General features: G+C 63.7%; 16 protein-coding genes. 12 read left to right on the top strand and 4 right to left on the bottom strand.

What is annotated here, in order from left to right:
- The first annotated feature begins 34 nt into the window (after window positions 1–34).
- A complete protein-coding gene (locus tag XB14_RS00550) occupies window positions 35–1,057 on the top strand; it encodes a LacI family DNA-binding transcriptional regulator (protein ID WP_034786913.1) in 1,023 nt (340 codons plus the stop codon).
- A gap of 20 nt (window positions 1,058–1,077) precedes the next feature.
- Complete coding sequence (locus tag XB14_RS00555; RefSeq protein WP_077959690.1) at window positions 1,078–2,046, top strand: 2-hydroxyacid dehydrogenase; 969 nt, start codon at window positions 1,078–1,080, stop codon at window positions 2,044–2,046.
- A 22-nt stretch (window positions 2,047–2,068) separates the two neighbouring features.
- Here XB14_RS00555 and XB14_RS00560 read toward each other — a convergent pair whose 3' ends face one another.
- Window positions 2,069–2,827 (bottom strand): gamma-glutamyl-gamma-aminobutyrate hydrolase family protein, encoded by a 759-nt coding sequence (locus XB14_RS00560; protein WP_077959886.1) that lies wholly within the window; start codon window positions 2,825–2,827, stop codon window positions 2,069–2,071.
- A gap of 429 nt (window positions 2,828–3,256) precedes the next feature.
- Between XB14_RS00560 and XB14_RS00565 the strand changes: the two genes are divergently transcribed.
- The 6 genes from XB14_RS00565 (at window position 3,257) to XB14_RS00590 (ending at window position 10,378) form a co-directional block, all read left to right on the top strand.
- Entirely contained in the window at window positions 3,257–5,566 is a 2,310-nt protein-coding gene (locus XB14_RS00565; protein ID WP_077959691.1) for a putative bifunctional diguanylate cyclase/phosphodiesterase, read from the top strand.
- Between the two features lie 281 nt (window positions 5,567–5,847).
- Window positions 5,848–6,570, top strand: a complete 723-nt coding sequence (locus XB14_RS00570; RefSeq protein WP_234803923.1) for an N-acyl amino acid synthase FeeM domain-containing protein — start codon at window positions 5,848–5,850, stop codon at window positions 6,568–6,570.
- Between the two features lie 231 nt (window positions 6,571–6,801).
- Window positions 6,802–7,026, top strand: a complete 225-nt coding sequence (locus XB14_RS00575) for an aa3-type cytochrome c oxidase subunit IV (RefSeq protein ID WP_077959693.1) — start codon at window positions 6,802–6,804, stop codon at window positions 7,024–7,026.
- A 385-nt stretch (window positions 7,027–7,411) separates the two neighbouring features.
- Window positions 7,412–8,557: a Re/Si-specific NAD(P)(+) transhydrogenase subunit alpha gene (locus XB14_RS00580; protein ID WP_077959694.1), complete on the top strand. Its 1,146-nt coding sequence runs from the start codon at window positions 7,412–7,414 to the stop codon at window positions 8,555–8,557.
- Window positions 8,557–8,967, top strand: coding sequence for an NAD(P) transhydrogenase subunit alpha (locus XB14_RS00585; protein ID WP_066878745.1), 411 nt, complete (start codon window positions 8,557–8,559; stop codon window positions 8,965–8,967). Before XB14_RS00580 ends, XB14_RS00585 begins: the two co-directional genes overlap by 1 nt.
- Before the next feature lie 10 nt (window positions 8,968–8,977).
- Window positions 8,978–10,378 carry an NAD(P)(+) transhydrogenase (Re/Si-specific) subunit beta gene (locus XB14_RS00590; RefSeq protein WP_077959695.1) on the top strand — a complete coding sequence of 467 codons (1,401 nt, stop codon included), beginning with the start codon at window positions 8,978–8,980 and terminating at the stop codon, window positions 10,376–10,378.
- A 75-nt stretch (window positions 10,379–10,453) separates the two neighbouring features.
- Here XB14_RS00590 and XB14_RS00595 read toward each other — a convergent pair whose 3' ends face one another.
- From XB14_RS00595 to rpsU, 3 genes are all read right to left on the bottom strand, one after another.
- Window positions 10,454–10,930 carry a DUF992 domain-containing protein gene (locus XB14_RS00595; RefSeq protein ID WP_077959696.1) on the bottom strand — a complete coding sequence of 159 codons (477 nt, stop codon included), beginning with the start codon at window positions 10,928–10,930 and terminating at the stop codon, window positions 10,454–10,456.
- Window positions 10,931–11,076: 146 nt separating this feature from the next.
- Window positions 11,077–11,964 carry a tetratricopeptide repeat protein gene (locus XB14_RS00600; protein WP_077959697.1) on the bottom strand — a complete coding sequence of 296 codons (888 nt, stop codon included), beginning with the start codon at window positions 11,962–11,964 and terminating at the stop codon, window positions 11,077–11,079.
- A 263-nt stretch (window positions 11,965–12,227) separates the two neighbouring features.
- The gene (rpsU, locus tag XB14_RS00605; protein WP_034786884.1) at window positions 12,228–12,440 is read right to left on the bottom strand and encodes a 30S ribosomal protein S21; all 213 of its coding nucleotides are present in this window, start codon (window positions 12,438–12,440) and stop codon (window positions 12,228–12,230) included.
- 332 nt (window positions 12,441–12,772) lie between these two features.
- Between rpsU and XB14_RS00610 the strand changes: the two genes are divergently transcribed.
- The 4 genes from XB14_RS00610 to soxG are packed head-to-tail and all read left to right on the top strand — an operon-like array spanning window position 12,773 to window position 17,891.
- Complete coding sequence (locus XB14_RS00610; protein ID WP_077959698.1) at window positions 12,773–14,026, top strand: sarcosine oxidase subunit beta family protein; 1,254 nt, start codon at window positions 12,773–12,775, stop codon at window positions 14,024–14,026.
- A 10-nt stretch (window positions 14,027–14,036) separates the two neighbouring features.
- The gene (locus tag XB14_RS00615; protein ID WP_077959699.1) at window positions 14,037–14,357 is read left to right on the top strand and encodes a sarcosine oxidase subunit delta; all 321 of its coding nucleotides are present in this window, start codon (window positions 14,037–14,039) and stop codon (window positions 14,355–14,357) included.
- On the top strand, window positions 14,354–17,347 hold the full coding sequence (locus tag XB14_RS00620; protein WP_077959700.1) for a sarcosine oxidase subunit alpha: 2,994 nt from the start codon (window positions 14,354–14,356) through the stop codon (window positions 17,345–17,347). The genes XB14_RS00615 and XB14_RS00620 overlap by 4 nt, the downstream gene beginning before the upstream one ends.
- Window positions 17,340–17,891 carry a sarcosine oxidase subunit gamma family protein gene (gene soxG / locus XB14_RS00625; protein WP_077959701.1) on the top strand — a complete coding sequence of 184 codons (552 nt, stop codon included), beginning with the start codon at window positions 17,340–17,342 and terminating at the stop codon, window positions 17,889–17,891. Before XB14_RS00620 ends, soxG begins: the two co-directional genes overlap by 8 nt.
- Window positions 17,892–17,895 lie beyond the last annotated feature (4 nt).

Genomic DNA, 17,895 nt, shown 5'->3' on the forward strand with positions numbered 1-17,895 from the left:
CGGATGGGGCGAAACAGGGCTTACAGGGGGCATCGTGGCGCAAAAGGTCAAGCTTTCGACGATCGCGGAAACACTCGGTCTTTCGACGGCGACGGTATCCCTGGCCCTGCGTGACAGCCCGTTGGTGGCGACTGTCACACGCGACAAGATCAAGGAACAGGCGCGTGCGCTCGGCTACATCTACAACCGCCGCGCCGCCAGTCTCAGAACGTCCCGCTCCGGCATCATCGGCGTCGTCGTGCACGACATCATGAACCCGTTCTACGGGGAAATCCTCAAGGCGATCGAGGCCGAGCTCGATCGCGACAAGCAGACCTTCATTCTTTCCAACCATTACGATTCCGTCGACAAGCAGCGCGATTTCATCGAGACGCTGCTGCAACTCGGCGGTGACGGCGTCATCATGTCGCCGGCGATCGGCACGCCGCTGGAGGACATCCAGCTTGCCGAGGACAACGGCATGCCGGCGATCCTGATCGCCCGCTCGATCGAGGGCGTGGATGTTCCGATCTTCCGCGGCGACGACGCCTACGGCATCTCGCTTGCCGCCAACCATCTGATCGGCCTTGGCCACCGCTGCATCGCCATGGTCGGCGGCACGGACGAGACGTCCACCGGCCGCGACCGCTACCAGGGCTACGTCAACGCGTTGCGCAAGGCCAATATCGAAGTCGATCCGGAACTGCGCATTCCCGGCCCGCGCACCAAGCAGGGCGGCTTCGAGGCGGCGGTGCACCTGCTTTCGCTCCCGCAGAAGCCGACCGCGGTCGTCTGTTGGAACGACCTCGTGGCGATCGGCATGATGAACGGCATCGCGCGCGCCGGTCTCGTGCCGGGCGTCGACATCTCGGTCACCGGCTACGACGACCTGGAAGAAGCCTCGATCGCAACGCCGGCGCTCACCACCGTCTGGAACGGCCAGGCCGACGTCGGCCGCAGTGCGGCCCGCGCGCTGCTCGACAAGCTCTCCGGCAGCCATGAGCCGGATGGTATTCACCTGATCAAGCCGGAGATGCGCATCCGGCAGTCGACCGGCCCCTTGCGGGTCATCGCCTGAGATCCCGATAGGAAATCCATATGCCTGCGTCCCGCATCCGCGTTCTCGTGCCCGGAAAGATCAACCAACGGGTTCTCGACCGGCTGGCGGAGCAGTTCGAGATCGTCAGGATCGAAAGCGCCGATCCGGCTCTGGTGACTTCGGAGATGCGGGATGCGAAGGCGATCGCCGTTGCCGGCCGTGTGCCGGCTGCTCTGATGGATGCCCTGCCTGGGCTTGAGATCATCGCCAATTTCGGCGTCGGCTATGACGGGGTCGAGGTCGCGCACGCGGCCGCCAGGGGCATAGCCGTCAGCAATACGCCCGACGTCCTGACTGAAGAGGTGGCCGACACGGCGGTCGGGCTGTTGCTGAACACAGTTCGCCAGTTGCCGCAGGCCGAGCAATGGCTGCGCCAGGGTCGCTGGAGCCGCGACGGCGCTTTCCCGCTGTCGCCGCTGTCGTTGCGCGGACGCAGCGTCGGCCTTTACGGTCTCGGACGCATCGGCCTTGCGATCGCCAGGCGGCTCGAAGCCTTTGGCGTGTCGATCGCCTATCATACCCGCAGCCCGCGCGAGGGCCTTTCCTATGCCTACCATCCGACGCTCGTCGGAATGGCCGGCGCGGTCGACACGCTCGTCGTCATCGTGCCCGGCACCGAGGCGACGCGGCGGACGATCAATGCCGGGGTACTTTCGGCGCTCGGCAGCAACGGGGTGTTGATCAATGTCGGGCGCGGCACGACGGTCGACGAACAGGCGCTGATCGAGGCGCTTCAGACCGGGGTGATTGCCGGTGCCGGTCTCGATGTCTTCGAGAATGAGCCGCAGGTGCCGGAGGCACTGATGGCGCTGCCGAATGTTTCGCTCCTGCCGCACGTGGCCTCAGCATCGGTGGTCACGCGCAACGCCATGGCCGATCTTGTCGTCGACAACATCGAAGCGTGGTTTTCGACCGGCAAGGCGCTGACGCCGGTGCCGGAAACACCGTTCAGTCGACGCGCGGTCTAAGGCCCGCGGGCAACCGGAAGGATCAGGCCGCCAGGCGGCCGGCCGCGTAGGTCCTGACGGCTTCGCCGAACGCCTTGAACAGGCTTGCGGACGGCGTGTCTGTGCGCACCCAGTATTCCGGATGCCATTGCACGCCGACGGCAAAGGCCTTGGCTCCGATCACCGAAACCGCCTCGATCGTGCCGTCGTCGGCAACCGCCTCGACCGCAAGGCGGGGTGCGGCAGCGCCGATCGCCTGCCGGTGCAGCGAGTTGACGCGGATGCGGCCGGCGCCGAGCACGGGCGCGAGGCAGCTTCCTTGCTTGACGATCACGTCCTGGCGAATGCCATAGGCGACGTCGAGTTCCTTCACGTCGGGCTTGCGATGGTCCCAGATCCCCGGCTGGTCCTGGATTTCGGATGCGAGCGTGCCGCCGAGCGCGACGTTCAGTTCCTGAATGCCGCGACAGATGGCGAGCAGCGGTACGCCGCGCTCGATTGCCCGGGTGATGAGCGGCAGGCTGGTCGCATCGCGGCCGGGATCGAAGGGGCCGTCAGTCTCCTTGGCCTCGCGGCCGTAGAGCGAGGGATGGACGTTCGAGCGGGCACCGCTGGCGAGCACGCCATCGACGCGGTCGAGGATCTCGTCGATGTCGTTGCCGGTTTCGAGCGCCGGGATGAGGAAGGGCATGACGCCGGCGCCTTCGACGGCGGCGCGCACATATTGATGGGCAACGACATGCCAGACATTGCCGTCGAATTCGCGGAAATCGCAGGGGATGGCAACGACAGGTTTCGACATCTTCAGGCTCCGTTGGATGCTTGAGAAAAGCCTTGCCTTCAGTTGCAGATGAAAGTCAACTGAGAAGGTGGTGAGCGCGGTTGCGGCGCCGATCCGGGGCATAGAGACAGGAGGAGCGATCCGAAACGGCAGGAAATCACAGGTAATTCTTCAAGAACGAGTAACCATCACAGGCGCAAGTTTGGGATCATTTACGAGCGTCGCAGAATTGCCGAAGTTGCGGGCGAGCCCTTTTATTGTGCGAATGCCTATGTTTGGTTGTAGAAACCGAGTATTGTCCCATGCCGTTCGCACACCTGAGTTGAACTCTTGGGCGATGCCGGCGAAAGTCCGTGGTTTTGCTGGGATTCGATACGTTTTTCGGGGCGTTAGACGAAATCTTTCGTTAAGTCATCACCCCTAACAATCCGGTAAACCGGAGCTTGGTTCATGATGCGACTTGGACAGAGCGCTCTTCCGACTGACGTGTATCTGTCATCCGTGAGCTCGCTCTACGAACATCGCAAAACGCTGGTGATCGGCATGCTGTCGCATGTCGTGACGTTCCTGCTCGTCTATCTGAAAACCAGTGATCCGCTCTATCTCGCTTGCTCCGCCGTGATCTTCGTCCTCTGGGCGCTGCGCAACCTCGACATGGCGCGGTTCGACCGTCAGGACTTCTCCAATGCCGACCGGGCGATGGTTCGAAAATGGGAGAACCGCTATATCGTCGGCGGCGTCAGCGTCACGCTGACCTGTGGCATTGCCTGCGGTTATGCCATTGCCGTCAGCCAGGACTCCTTTTCCGAGCTCGCCACCATTTCGGTGACGCTAGCCTCGATGATTTCGCTCGTCGGCCGCAATTACGGCTCGGAGCGAGCCGTGCTGCTGTTGTCATCGTCGGCCTGCCTGCCGATCGTCATCGGCCTGATCACGCTGCAGGACGTGTTCATGCTGGCACTTGCCGTGCTGATCCTGCCCTTCATCCTGTCCACCTGGATGATGGCCAACAATGTGCGCGCCTTTCTCTATGAGAATGTGATGGCGGCGCGCGAGATCGCGACGATCGCCGGCCAGTTCGACACCGCACTCAACAACATGACGCATGGCCTGTTCATGCTCGATGGCGACGGCCGGGTGGTCGTCGCCAACGAGCGGGCCTGCGAATTGCTGGCCCTCGGCGACCGGACCGAACTCAAGAGCTGGCTGCTCGATGACGTGATCCGGCGCGGCGCGCGGCGCATGCGGCTCGACCAGGACAAGACCAAAATCATCCTGCGGCAGCTCGACCTGCTGCTCAAGGGCAGGCGGCCGCAGGTGCTGATCCCGGTCAGCGAAGAACTGCATCTCGAATTCTCGGCAAGCCGCCGCGACAACGGCGATACGGTACTGATCTTTGAAGACGTGACCGCGCGCGTCCAGGCGGAAAAGCAGATCCTGCATATGGTGCGGTTCGACAAGCTGACGGAGCTGCCGAGCCGCGACTATTTCGGGGAGCTGGTGCAGGCGACGGTGAGCGCGGACGACACGGCCGAGCGGCTGGTCGGGCTGATGGTTCTCGACGTGACGGAATTCAAGCACGTCAACGACATGCGTGGCCATATCGTCGGCGACAAGCTGCTTCAGGCCATCGCCGGCCGGCTGAGAGCGCTTGCCGGCGGCGATGCGATCGTCGCGCGGCTGATGGGCGACGAGTTCGTCGTGTTTATTCCCGATGGTGGCGAAGCTTTTGCTCTCGAAGAGCGGATGCGCGGGCTTCATGCCGACTTGCGCGGCACCTACGAAGCCGGCGGCTTCACCTTCAGCATGACGATGAGCGCCGGCTTCGTCATCGCTTCGAGTGCCGACCTCAAGCTCGAGGACCTGCAGATCAAGGCCGATCTTGCGCTTTCGGAAACCAAGCTGCGCAACCGCGGCGGCTGCACCGCCTTCGAAGTCGAGATGGATGCCCGCTACGTCGACCGCCAGAAGCTGAAGGCCGACCTGCGCGAGGCGATCAACGCCCGCAGCCTGACGCTGTCCTACCAGCCGATGTTCGCACCGAGCGGCGGGCGCGTCGAATGCTGCGAGGCGCTGGCGCGGTGGACGCATCCCGAACGCGGACCGGTGCCGCCGAACGTGTTCATCCAGCTTGCCGAAGAGCTTGGCCTCGTCACGGAAATCACCCGCTTTGTCCTGGACCAGGCGTGCCGGGACTGCATGGACTGGCCGGGCGACGTGTCCGTCTCGGTCAATTTGTCGGTGCTCGACCTGCGCAGCAGCGAAGTCGTGGTCATGGTGACGGACGCGCTTCGCGTAACCGGTCTCGACGCTGCGCGGCTGCATCTGGAAGTGACCGAGAGCTGCCTGATGGACGAGCCGCTCAAGGTGCAGGCGATCCTGCGCGAATTGCGCGGCCTCGGCATCACCATCGCCATCGACGATTTCGGTACCGGCTATTCGAGCCTCAGCTACCTCGACGCCCTGCCGGTCGACATCATCAAGATCGACCGTTCCTTCGTGCGCAACATCCGCGAGGATTCGCGGCGCTTCAAGCTTCTGCGCGGGACAGCCAACCTTGCCCGCGCGCTCGGTCTGCGCATCGTGGTCGAGGGCGTCGAGACGGCAGACCAGTTGCAGCTGATCAACGAGCACAATTGTGCCGATTTGATACAGGGCTTTGTTTTTGCCGCACCCATGCCGGCCTCGGCCATTGCCACGCTTTGCAAGAACGGCGTGCCAAAACGAGGCACAAAGCCAACCAGCAAGCGCATCGCCTGACGCCGAATTCTTCAGAATCCGGCCTGTCTTGCTACTGCTCTTCCGGTAGCAAGCCATTGATTAGGTGTGGCAAATTCATCCCGCTTTGGTGCGCTTGATTCCAAATCGACCGAATAAGTTCACGCATTTTCAGGGTTAACAGAAAGTTAACGGTGAACTGTTTCGTTTTGTGGTTGCAGCACCCATCCCGCTCAATAGGTTAACGATTCGTTAACCATGAGGTGTTGAGTATGGGTGAGACGGGTCACCAGGCGGAGCCTGGGCGTTTTTCTGAAAAACTGATGCAATTGCTCGATCGCGTCGAATACCGGCGGGTCGAGACCGGCGAGGACATGGAGGACATCGCGCGGCTGCGCTACAAGTCCTACAAGTCCGTCAACCTGATGGAGTTGACCGGCTCGACGCTGATCGACGATCTCGATTTCGACAGTCACGCCTATGTCTTCGGCCTCTATCTCGACGAAGTGCTTGTCAGCACCGTGCGCGTTCATCATGTGACGCCGGATCATCGCGCCAGCACGTCGGGCATGATCTTCGGTCCGGAGATCGACGCGTTCCTCGATGCCGGTATGGTCCTGGTCGATCCCGGCCGCTTGGCGGTCGATCCGGATGTCATCGGCGACGAGATGCGGGCGCTTCCCTATCTGACGCTGCGCCCCGTGGCGATGGCATGCGAGTATTTCTCCGCCGATCGCTGCCTGACGGCCTGCCGTCCGCGCCACACGGCTTTCTACAAGCGCATCTTTGCGTCGGAGACGGTTGTTGCCAAGCGCGAGAACCTCGGCGTCTACAATGCCGATGGCGCGCTGCTTGTGGCGCAGGTGCGGGGACAGCGGCCCTCGATCCTCGATCGCTACCCGATCTTCGATTCGGAGCCCTTCGAGCGCCGCATGATGTTTGCCGATCGCAGCGAGGTGCCGTTCGCGCCGCTGACGATCCTGCCGACCGCGCGCATGGCGCAGACCGGCTACGGCCGCTCCTACCGGACGTCCGTGTTCCGGTAGGTGGCCCGGATTGTGCCGCCGGATCGGCGCGCGCCCCTGCGCGCCGCCCCTGCCGCCAGGCGCGACATTTCGCCCATCAGGCACTGCTAAAGAACGGGTTTTCGTTGCGCCGGGCTCAAGCATTGTGTAAGGGCAGCTACAAGGGTTTTCGCGACTTTTGCGGACCCAGCTTTCGATAGGGGCGGCGATGACCTTAAGGTCGGGCCGTGGCATTCAGGGAGAATTTGAACGATGGCTGAGCATCATTCCGGACCGGTCGATGTGGGCGCGCCGATGGACTATCCGGAACACGAGAAGACCTACCTCATGTTCCTGAGCGCATCGAAGTACGGCACGCTTTTCTGCGTCGCTTTGCTGATTGCCATGGCTGCCGGCTTCTTCACGACGATGGGCCTGTTCTCCTCGATCGTGCTTTTCATCCTGCTCAACGTCGCCGGTTTCTTTTTCCTTCGCTAATCGGCGCGACCGAACCGACCGTTGAGGGAGCGCTGAACGTGCTTCCTCGGCGACCGGGCGCTTGCCCGGACGAAGCTGCATGTCGCCGGCTGGAGGCGCCGACGCGTGTGGCTTGAGCCCCGGACGCCCCTCGAAGGGCAGGGGCGGATTATCCTCACTGCGTGAGGGAGGAGTGGACAGCAGGCCCGCAGAGCCCGATCGAGGCTCGATGCCGGCGGATCGTCAACGGTCCGTGCATCCAGGCGATGACTTGCTCCAGGAGATTGTGCCGGCGCCCCGCGCCTGACACATGGGGGCGTGTTGGCTCGGTGGGGCCACCCGCTTTGCAGTCGGAAAGAATGCCCGCATTCCGGCCTTGGCTCGATTGCGGCCAGGAGGGGGATTTGTGAGCGAGATTGTCTTTGTCGCTAAGGAGACGGACCCGAACGAGGGTCGCGTTGCCGCATCACCGGATACCGTGAAGAAACTGAAAGCGCTCGGCTTCGACGTCGTCGTCGAGGCGGATGCCGGGTTTTTGTCGCGTATCCCGGACGCTGAGTATGAGAAGGCAGGAGCCCGCATCGGCGCGATCGCCGACGCCAAGACGGCCGATGTCGTGCTCAAGGTGCGTCGGCCGACAAGCGCCGAGATCGCCGGCTACAAGTCCGGGGCGATTGTCATCGCGATCATGGATCCCTACGGCAACGAGGCGGCGATCGCCGAAATGGCGACTGCGGGCTTGACCGCCTTCGCCATGGAGCTGATGCCGCGCATCACCCGCGCGCAGTCGATGGACGTGCTGTCGAGCCAGGCAAACCTTGCCGGCTACCAGGCGGTGATCGACGCCGCCTGCGAATATGATCGGGCGCTGCCGATGATGATGACGGCGGCGGGCACGGTTCCGGCGGCCAAGGTCTTCGTCATGGGTGCCGGCGTTGCCGGTCTGCAGGCGATCGCGACAGCGCGTCGTCTCGGCGCCGTGGTGTCGGCGACGGACGTTCGTCCGGCCGCCAAGGAGCAGGTCGCCTCGCTCGGCGCCAAGTTCATCGCCGTCGAGGACGACGAGTTCAAGGCGGCCGAAACCGCCGGCGGCTACGCCAAGGAAATGTCCAAGGAGTATCAGGCGAAGCAGGCGGCACTCGTCGCCGAGCATATCGCCAAGCAGGACATCGTCATCACCACGGCGCTGATCCCGGGCCGCCCGGCGCCACGGCTCGTTACCCGTGAGATGCTGAAGAGCATGAAGCCCGGTTCGATCGCGGTCGATCTCGCGGTCGAGCGCGGCGGCAACGTCGAGGGCGTCGAGGCCGGAACGGTCGCGCAAGTCGAGGGTGTCAAGATCATCGGCCATCTCAACGTTCCGGGCCGCATCGCGGCTTCCGCCTCCGGCCTTTATGCCAAGAACCTCGTCACCTTCCTGGAGACCATGGTTTCCAAGGAGACCAAGGCGCTCGCACTCAACATGGAAGACGAGCTCGTCAAGGCGACGGTGCTCACCCATGGCGGTCAGGTCGTGCATCCGAACTTCGGCGCCAGCAAGGGGGACAAGTGATGGCGAATGAACTTCTCGACAAGGCGCTCGCCGATCTCGACCGGGCGGTGGAAGCAGTCCGCACCGCGGCCGAATATGTGCCCGATGCGGCCGGCGCTGTCGCCCATGGCGCCACCGGCGGCGCGATCGACCCCTTCGTCTTCCGCCTGGCGATCTTCGTGCTGGCGATCTTCGTCGGCTACTACGTTGTCTGGTCGGTGACGCCGGCGCTGCACACGCCGCTGATGGCGGTCACCAACGCGATCTCCTCGGTCATCGTCGTCGGCGCGCTGCTGGCCGTCGGTATCTCGGCCTCCGGACTTGCGACTGGCTTCGGCTTCGTGGCGCTGGTGCTGGCCTCCGTCAATATCTTCGGCGGCTTCCTCGTCACCCAGCGCATGCTCGCCATGTACAAGAAAAAAGACAAGTGAGGCCGGCCCGATGAACGCCAACTTCGCAGCCTTCCTCTATCTCGTCTCCGGCGTCCTGTTCATCATGGCGCTGCGCGGCCTCTCGCACCCGACCACCAGCCGCAAGGGCAACACCTATGGCATGGTCGGCATGGGCATTGCCATCGTCACCACGCTCTTGCTCGCCAAGCCGAGCTTCGGCGGCCTGATGCTGATCGTGCTCGGCCTTGCCATCGGCGGCGGCATCGGCGCAGTGATTGCGCGTCGCATCGCCATGACCTCGATGCCGCAGTTGGTCGCGGCGTTCCACTCGCTGGTCGGTCTTGCCGCCGTCATGGTGGCGGCTGCCGCCATGTATGCGCCGGAAAGCTTCGGCATCGGCACGATCGGCGACATCCATGCGCAGGCGCTCGTCGAAATGTCGCTCGGCGTCGCTATCGGTGCGATCACCTTCACCGGTTCGGTCATCGCCTTCCTGAAGCTCGACGGTCGCATGTCCGGCAAGCCGATCATGCTTTCGGGCCGTCATGCCATCAATGCGGGCCTTGCGGTTGCGCTCGTCGTGCTGGTGATCATGCTGGTTGTGACGCAGAGCACCACGGTGTTCTGGCTGATCGTCGCCCTGTCGCTGGTTCTTGGCGTGCTGATCATTATCCCGATCGGCGGCGCCGACATGCCGGTGGTGGTCTCGATGCTCAACTCCTATTCGGGTTGGGCCGCAGCCGGCATCGGGTTTACGCTCGGCAACCTGGCGCTGATCATCACCGGTGCGCTCGTCGGTTCCTCCGGTGCGATCCTCTCCTACATCATGTGCAAGGGCATGAACCGCTCGTTCATCTCGGTCATCCTCGGCGGCTTCGGTGGCGAGACGGCGGCGGCAGCGAGCGACGACGGTGTCCAGCGCACGGTCAAGCAGGGCTCGGCCGACGACGCGGCCTTCCTGATGGCGAATGCCTCCAAGGTTATCATCGTGCCCGGCTACGGCATGGCGGTCGCCCAGGCGCAGCACGCGCTGCGTGAAATGGGCGACCAGTTGAAGGCCGCCGGCGTCGAGGTGAAGTACGCGATCCATCCGGTCGCGGGCCGCATGCCCGGCCATATGAACGTGCTGCTCGCGGAAGCGAACGTTCCCTATGACGAAGTGTTCGAGCTCGAGGACATCAACTCCGAGTTCGCGCAGGCCGATGTCGCCTATGTCATCGGTGCCAACGACGTCACCAACCCGGCCGCCCGCGACGACAAGTCCTCGCCGATCTACGGCATGCCGATCCTCGACGTCGACAAGGCCAAGACCTGCCTCTTCGTCAAGCGCTCGCTCGGCTCCGGTTATGCCGGCATCGACAACACGCTTTTCTACAAGGACGGCACGATGATGCTGCTCGGCGACGCCAAGAAGGTGACGGAAGATATCGTCAAGGCGCTGCACGCCTAAATCCAGCGCGCCTGGGAATGTCGAAACGCCCGCCATTTGGCGGGCGTTTTGTGTCAGGTCTCCGACTTGGCATGCTTAGCCGGCAGGCGCCAGTGTCAGTTCGTCGATGCCGACGGCGATGTTCAGGCCTTCCTGGACCTGGACGTTGACCGGCTGCAGCATGAACGCCTTGTTGGTGCCGCCGCCGATCACCTTGGCGCCGCCGCCAACGGCAAGGCTCGCATCGGCGCCGACGCCGTAATACTCACCGGCAAGGGCGAATTCGCTGATCGGCGTGCCAGTCTTGGCAAAGACGTCCCAGATCATGGTGCTCTTGCCGGTCTTGCCGATATCGATGCCGATCTTGCGGATCGTGCCGGCATAGACCGCCTTCGGCGCGCCATTGGCGGGCGTAAAGGTGCACATCAGGTTTTTGGTCGAGGTCACAATCATGCCGGTGCCGCCTTCTGAACCGCAGACGAGGCGGCCGAGCGCGACATAGTTCTGCGCGGCGGCCGGGCCTGTGGCGAGGGCGGCGAGCGCCAGCGCGGTGACGATGGTTCGTTTGATCATGGCTCAGTCTCCGTTCTTGATGCCTGTTGGCAAACGGACGATGGCCCGGAATGTTCCGTTGCTGCCGACGGCGAACGGGTCGCCCATGCGCAAACAAAAACGCCCGCGGGTGGATCGCGGGCGTTTTACAAACAAGATTGAAGCGCTTAGGACGCCTTGACGCGGGCAAGGCCGGCGCGCGCCGGCTCGTATTTCGGGTCGAGCTGCAGCGCATGCGAATAGGACTTCGAGGCCTTGGCCTTGTCACCCTTGCGCTCATAGACCAGCGCCTGGTTGGCCCAGGACTCGGCAACCTTGCCATTGAGGTTGATCGCGGTGTTGAAGTCGGAAAACGCGTTGTCGTCGTCCCCTTGAGCGACATAGGAGATGCCGCGGCCGTTATAGGGTTCGGGCGAGCTCGGCGACAGCGAGATCGCGGTCGAGAAGTCCTCGATCGCCTGGCCGTGCTGGTTGCGTGCCTGATAGATCAGGCCGCGATTGTGATAGGCGCGCGGATCGGTCGTGTCGAGCTGGATTGCCTTGTTGAAATCGTTGAAGGCGGAATCGAGCTGGCCGGCCTGGCGATAGAGATTGCCGCGGCCGATATAGGCGACGTCATAGTTGGCGTTGAGCTGCAGCGCCATGTTGTAGTCGGCAAGCGCTGCCTGGGTGTTGCCCATGTTGCGGTGAACGAGCGCCCGGTTGGCATAGGCCTGGTAGAAGCGCGGGTTCAGCTGGATCGCCTGGTCGAAATCGGCAATGGCGCGGCGGTATTCGCCGGCGCGGCCGTAAGCCGAGCCGCGGACATTGTAGCCTTCCGGATCGCTCGGATTGGAGGCGATCACGCTCGACAGCGAGGCGATGTTTTCCTGCGAACCCTGTTCGCGCTCGACCTTGTTGGTGACGGAGTCCGGACCGTCGGTCGTGCAGCCGGCGATGAGAAGGGCCGAACCGAGAAGCAGCATGGCGGCAAGCCGCGGCTTGCGCTGGTGGCGGCGAGACGCCTCATGGACATTAAAACCGGAGACGTCCGCAGTCATGGCAGCAAGTGTCAAAGGTTGATCCCTCAAATTGACAAGGTCTCGAAAGCCATCGGCTTTCCGTTTCTGGAGCCGCTGAACTCCCCGCGGGCTCCTCAAGCCGGGCCAAAGTCGGCCTTGGCAGACCACCGGTCCAAACACTCCGGTCGGTCGTCCGCCGGTGGCAGCGTCGAGCACGCTAGCCTGTCGGCGGAAAAGATGTCCATACCAAAAAAAGGCGGTGGCGATATTTCGCCCCCGCCACGACTTACATCGAATAGCGTCGAAAAAACGACAAATCAGCGAGCCAGGAGGCCTTCGCGCTGTGCACGCTTGCGTGCCAGCTTGCGGACGCGGCGAACGGCTTCGGCCTTTTCGCGGGCGCGCTTCTGGGACGGCTTCTCGTAGTAATCACGCATCTTCATTTCGCGGAAAATGCCTTCGCGCTGCATCTTCTTCTTGAGAGCGCGGAGCGCCTGATCGACATTGTTATCGCGGACAAGTACCTGCACGTGAATCCCGTTCCTTGGTTCGAGTTGTTTTGCAGCTCCGTCAGGTGCGGAGGCAAAAGAATGACATTCGCTAAGCTGGAAGCTTTACGATTAGGTGAGCGGATACCAGAACGTCAGGCGAAAGTCCAGCGACGACATGAGGAGGCGCTGAAAAAACCTGAGTTGCGGGCGCCGCGCGATCTCGCGTCCGCCGCTTAACCGATCCATAGCCATGTCGCAACTGCGCGCAAGTCCACGCAAATGCGTCGCAAAAGAAACGTTGCGCAGGTCTCGGATTTGCGATTTCTAACGCCCAAGAGAATGATCACCGGGGTTCATGGAGTTTAAGGGCGATGCGCAAATATTCAGTTTTCGCCGTGGCGCGCGAGGCGCTGCGCGGCCACAAGGGATGGGGCCCGCACTGGGCGTCGCCGGAGCCGCGCAAAGAGTATGACGCGATCATCATCGGCGGCGGCGGTCACGGCCTGGGTGCAGCCTATTATCTCGCCAAGGAGCACGGCATCACCAATGTCGCGGTGCTCGAAAAGGGATGGATCGGCGGCGGCAACACCGGCCGCAACACCACGATCATCCGGTCCAACTATCTCTATGAAGAGAGCATGGACATCTACGAGCATTCGCTGAAGCTCTGGGAGAACCTGTCGCACGACCTGAACTACAACGTCATGTATTCCCCGCGCGGCGTGATGATGCTGTCGCACAACATCCATGACCAGCAGTCGTTCAAGCGCCACATCAATGCCAACCGCCTCTACGGCATCGACAACGAATGGCTGACGCCGGAGCAGGCAAAGGCCTATTGCCCGCCGCTCGATATCGCCAAGACGGCGCGTTACCCGATCAACGGCGCGGCCCTCCAGCGCCGCGGCGGCACGGCCCGCCACGATGCCGTTGCCTGGGGCTATGCGCGCGCTGCCTCCGACCGCGGCGTGCACATCATCCAGAACTGCGAAGTGACCGGCATCCGCCGCGACGAGACCGGCCGTGTCGTCGGGGTCGACACCAATCGCGGCTATATCGGCGCCAAGAAGGTCGGCATTTCCGCCGCCGGCCACACCTCGGTGCTGATGCAGATGGCGGACGTTCGCGTGCCGCTGCAGAGCCAGCCGCTGCAGGCGCTGGTCTCCGAGCCGCTGAAGCCGATCTTCCCCTGCGTCGTCATGTCGAACTCGGTGCACGCCTATATCTCGCAGTCCGACAAGGGCGAGTTCGTCATCGGCGCCGGCACCGACCAGTACAATTCCTATTCGCAGACCGGCGGCCTGCAGATCATCACGCACACGCTGGACGCCATCTGCGAGCTTTTCCCGATGTTCCGCCGCGTCAAGATGATGCGGCAGTGGGGCGGCATCGTCGACGTCACCCAGGACCGCTCGCCGATCCAGGGCGTCACGCCGGTTCCGGGCCTGTTCCTGAATGCCGGCTGGGGTACGGGCGGCTTCAAGGCGACGCCGGGCTCGGCTCACCTCTTCGCCCATCTGATCGCCAAGGGCGAACCACATCGTCTCGCCGCAGGGCTGACGCTGGAGCGCTTCCGCACCGGCCGGCTCATCGACGAGGCGGCTGCCGCCGCCGTTGCGCACTGAGGATTTCGAGATGCTTCTGATCTACTGCCCCTATTGCGAGGAAGAGCGCTCCGAGCTCGAATTCCGCGGCGCCGGCGACGCCCATATCGCTCGTCCGGAAAACATCGCCGACATCACCGACGAAGAGTTCGAGGAATATTTCTTCCTGCGTCAGAACCCGAAGGGTCTGATCTTCGAACGCTGGCGTCATATCCATGGCTGCGGCCGTTTCTTCAACGCTGCCCGCGACACGGTCAGCGACCGCTTCTACACCACCTATAAGGCCGGCGAGCCGAAGCCGGATGTATCCGACATTCTTCAGAGCGAGCAGAACAAGGGAGCCGCGAAATGATGGGGGCCAATCGCATTCCAGGCGTCGGCCGCCTGACACCCGCCCGCACCGCGCGCTTCACCTTCGACGGCCGCACGCTGACGGCACTCGAAGGCGACACGGTCGCCTCGGCGCTGCTTGCCAACGGCATTCATCTCGTCGGCCGCTCGTTCAAGTACCACCGCCCGCGCGGCATCCTGTCGGCCGGTGCGGAAGAACCGAACGCGCTGCTCGACGTCTCGCGTGACGCCGCCCGTCGCCAGCCGAACGTGCGCGCCACGGTGCAGGAAGTCTTCGACGGCATGAAGGTGGAATCACAGAACCGCTGGCCGTCGCTCGCCTTCGACGTCGGCGGTTTCAACGATCTCCTGTCGCCGTTCTTCGCCGCCGGCTTCTACTACAAGACCTTCATGTGGCCGAAGGCCGCCTGGCACGCAATCTACGAACCCTTCATCCGCCGTGCTGCCGGCCTCGGTGTTACGCCGACGGAAGCCGATCCGGATCACTATGCCAGCCGCTACGCCCATTGCGACGTGCTCGTCATCGGTGCGGGTGTTGCCGGTCTATCCGCGGCGCTTGCCGCCGCCAAGGCCGGCGCCAAGGTGATCATCTGCGACGAGCAGCCGGAAGTCGGCGGCGCGCTTCGCTATGAAAATGGCACGACGATCGACGGCAAGGACGGCTGGGACTGGGCGCAGGACACGGCCAAGGCGCTGGCCGCCATGGACAACGTCACGCTGCTCACCCGCACCACCGGCTTCGGCTACTACAACCACAATTTCGTCGGCCTGGTCGAACGGGTGACCGATCATCTTGCAGCGCTCGACAAGTCGCTGCCGCGCGAGCGGCTGTGGCAGGTGCGCGCCAAGAAGGTGATCCTCGCCAACGGCCAGATCGAGCGCCACATGGTGTTTGCCAACAACGACCGTCCGGGCATCATGCTCGCTTCGGCCGGCCGCACCTATCTCAACCATTTCGGTGTTGCCGTCGGATCGAAGGTCGGCGTCTACACGGCGCATGACTCGGCCTATGAGGCTGCCTTTGATCTCAAGCGCGCCGGCGTCTCGGTTCCCGTCATTGTCGACTGCCGCGAAAACCCCGGCGAAGCGGTGCTTGCAGAAGCGCGCAAGCTCGGCATCGAAGTGCTGACCGGCCATTCCGTGATCAAGGCTGGCGGCAAGCTGCGCGTCAACTCGATCAGCGTCGCCCGCAACGGCGGCGGCTCGGCCCGCAAGTTCGCCGTCGATGCGCTGCTTGTTTCTGCCGGCTGGACGCCGTCGGTGCACCTGTTTTCGCAGTCGCGCGGCAAGGTGAAGTTCGATGCGGCGACGCAGCGCTTCCTGCCGGGCACTTACCTGCAGGACTGCCTGTCGATCGGCGCCTGCAACGGCACCGACGACCTGCAGGCAACCATCGACGAGGCGCTTGCCGCCGGCGAACTGACCGCACGGGCGGCCGGTGCGGAAGGCGGAGCGCAGGTGGCTCTTTCAGGCGAAAACCGCTTCGGCTGGACCGGCGGCATGATCGGCGCTGCCGAAGGCGCTGGCCCCGATACGACGGTCAAGGCCTTCATCGACTTCCAGCACGACGTCTGCGCCAAGGACATTCGCCTGGCGGTGCGCGAAGGCATGCACTCGATCGAGCACATCAAGCGCTTCACCACCAACGGCATGGCGTCCGACCAGGGCAAGCTTTCCAACATGCATGGTCTGGCGATCGCCGCCGAAGCGCTTGGCAAGGACATTCCGCAGGTGGGTCTGACGACCTTCCGCCAGCCCTACACGCCGGTGACCTTCGGAGCGATCGTCAACCACTCGCGTGGTGCCCTGTTCGACCCCGCGCGCAAGACGCCGATCCATGCCTGGGAGGAGGCGCATGGCGCCGAGTTCGAGGATGTCGGCAACTGGAAGCGCGCCTGGTTCTACCCGCGCTCCGGCGAAGACATGCATGAGGCGGTCGCGCGCGAGTGCAAGACGGTGCGCGACGTGGCTGGTGTCTTCGACGCTTCCACGCTCGGCAAGATCGAGGTTGTTGGCCCGGATGCGGCGCAGTTCCTCAATCTCATGTACACCAACGCCTGGGACAACCTGAAGCCCGGCCGCTGCCGCTACGGCATCATGCTGCGCGACGACGGCTTCGTCTATGACGACGGCGTGGTCGGCAGGCTGGCCGAGGATCGCTTCCACGTGACGACGACGACGGGCGGTGCGCCGCGGGTCATGAACCACATGGAAGACTACCTGCAGACCGAGTTCCCGCACCTCAAGGTGTGGCTGACCTCGACGACGGAACAGTGGGCCGTCATCGCCGTTCAGGGGCCGAAGGCGCGCGAGATCATCGCGCCGCTCGTCGAAGGCATCGATCTCTCCAACGAGGCCTTCCCGCACATGAGCGTCGCCGAAGGCAAGATCTGCGGCGTGCCGACAAGGCTCTTCCGCATGTCGTTCACCGGCGAGCTCGGCTTCGAAGTCAACGTGCCTGCCGATTACGGCCAGGCGGTCTGGGAAGCGATCTGGGCGCGGGCCGAACCGATGGGCGCCTGCGCCTACGGCACGGAAACGATGCACGTTCTGCGTGCCGAGAAGGGCTACATCATCGTCGGCCAGGACACCGATGGCACGCTGACGCCTGACGATGCCGGCCTCTCCTGGGCGGTCTCGAAGAAGAAGCCCGACTTCGTCGGTATCCGCGGCCTCAAGCGTCCGGATCTCGTCAAGGACGGCCGCAAGCAGCTTGTGGGTCTTCTCACCAAAGATCCGAAAGTGGTGCTGGAGGAAGGTGCGCAGATCGTCGCCGATCCGAACCAGCCGAAGCCGATGACCATGCTCGGCCACGTGACGTCGTCCTACTGGTCGGCAAACTGCGGTCGCTCGATTGCGCTCGCCATGGTGGCCGGTGGCCGCGAGCGCCTCGGCCAGACGCTCTACGTGCCGATGACCGATCGCACCATTGCCGTCGAAGTGAGCGACATGGTGTTCTTTGACAAGGAAGGGGGCCGTCTCCATGGCTGACCAGGTTACTGTAAGCCGCAAGGCGGCGCTTACCGCGCGCGGCGGCTCGGCCGAGGCGATCCTGACGCCGGCAACCGCGGCGACGCGCATCTCGCTGCGCGCCGGCGCAGAAGCGCTTCCGGCGCTCTCGGCAGCACTTGGCGTCACCCTGCCGACGCGGCCGAAGACCTCGGCCTCCTCCGGCCAGCGTCATGCGCTGTGGATCGGCCCCGACGAGTGGCTGGTGTTCGACGAGAGCGAAGCCGACCTGATGGCGGCGGCCGCCTCGAGCGGTACGCTGCATTCGGCGGCCGACATTTCGCATCGCAACGTTGCCGTCATCGTCAGCGGTCCGGGCGCCAACGTGGCTATCAACAGCGGCTGCCCGCAGGATCTGTCGCTGGCAATCTTCCCGGTTGGTGGCTGCTCGCGCACCATTCTCGGCAAGGCCGAGATCATCCTCTTCCGTACGGCCGAGGATCAGTTCCGGGTCGAGTGCTGGCGGTCGTTCTCGCCCTTCGTCTTCGGGCTGCTGTCCGAGGGGGCGGCCGACGCCGGTTATTGATGTA

It is taken from the genome of Ensifer adhaerens (assembly GCF_002007205.1).
GTDB lineage: Bacteria > Pseudomonadota > Alphaproteobacteria > Rhizobiales > Rhizobiaceae > Ensifer > Ensifer adhaerens_D.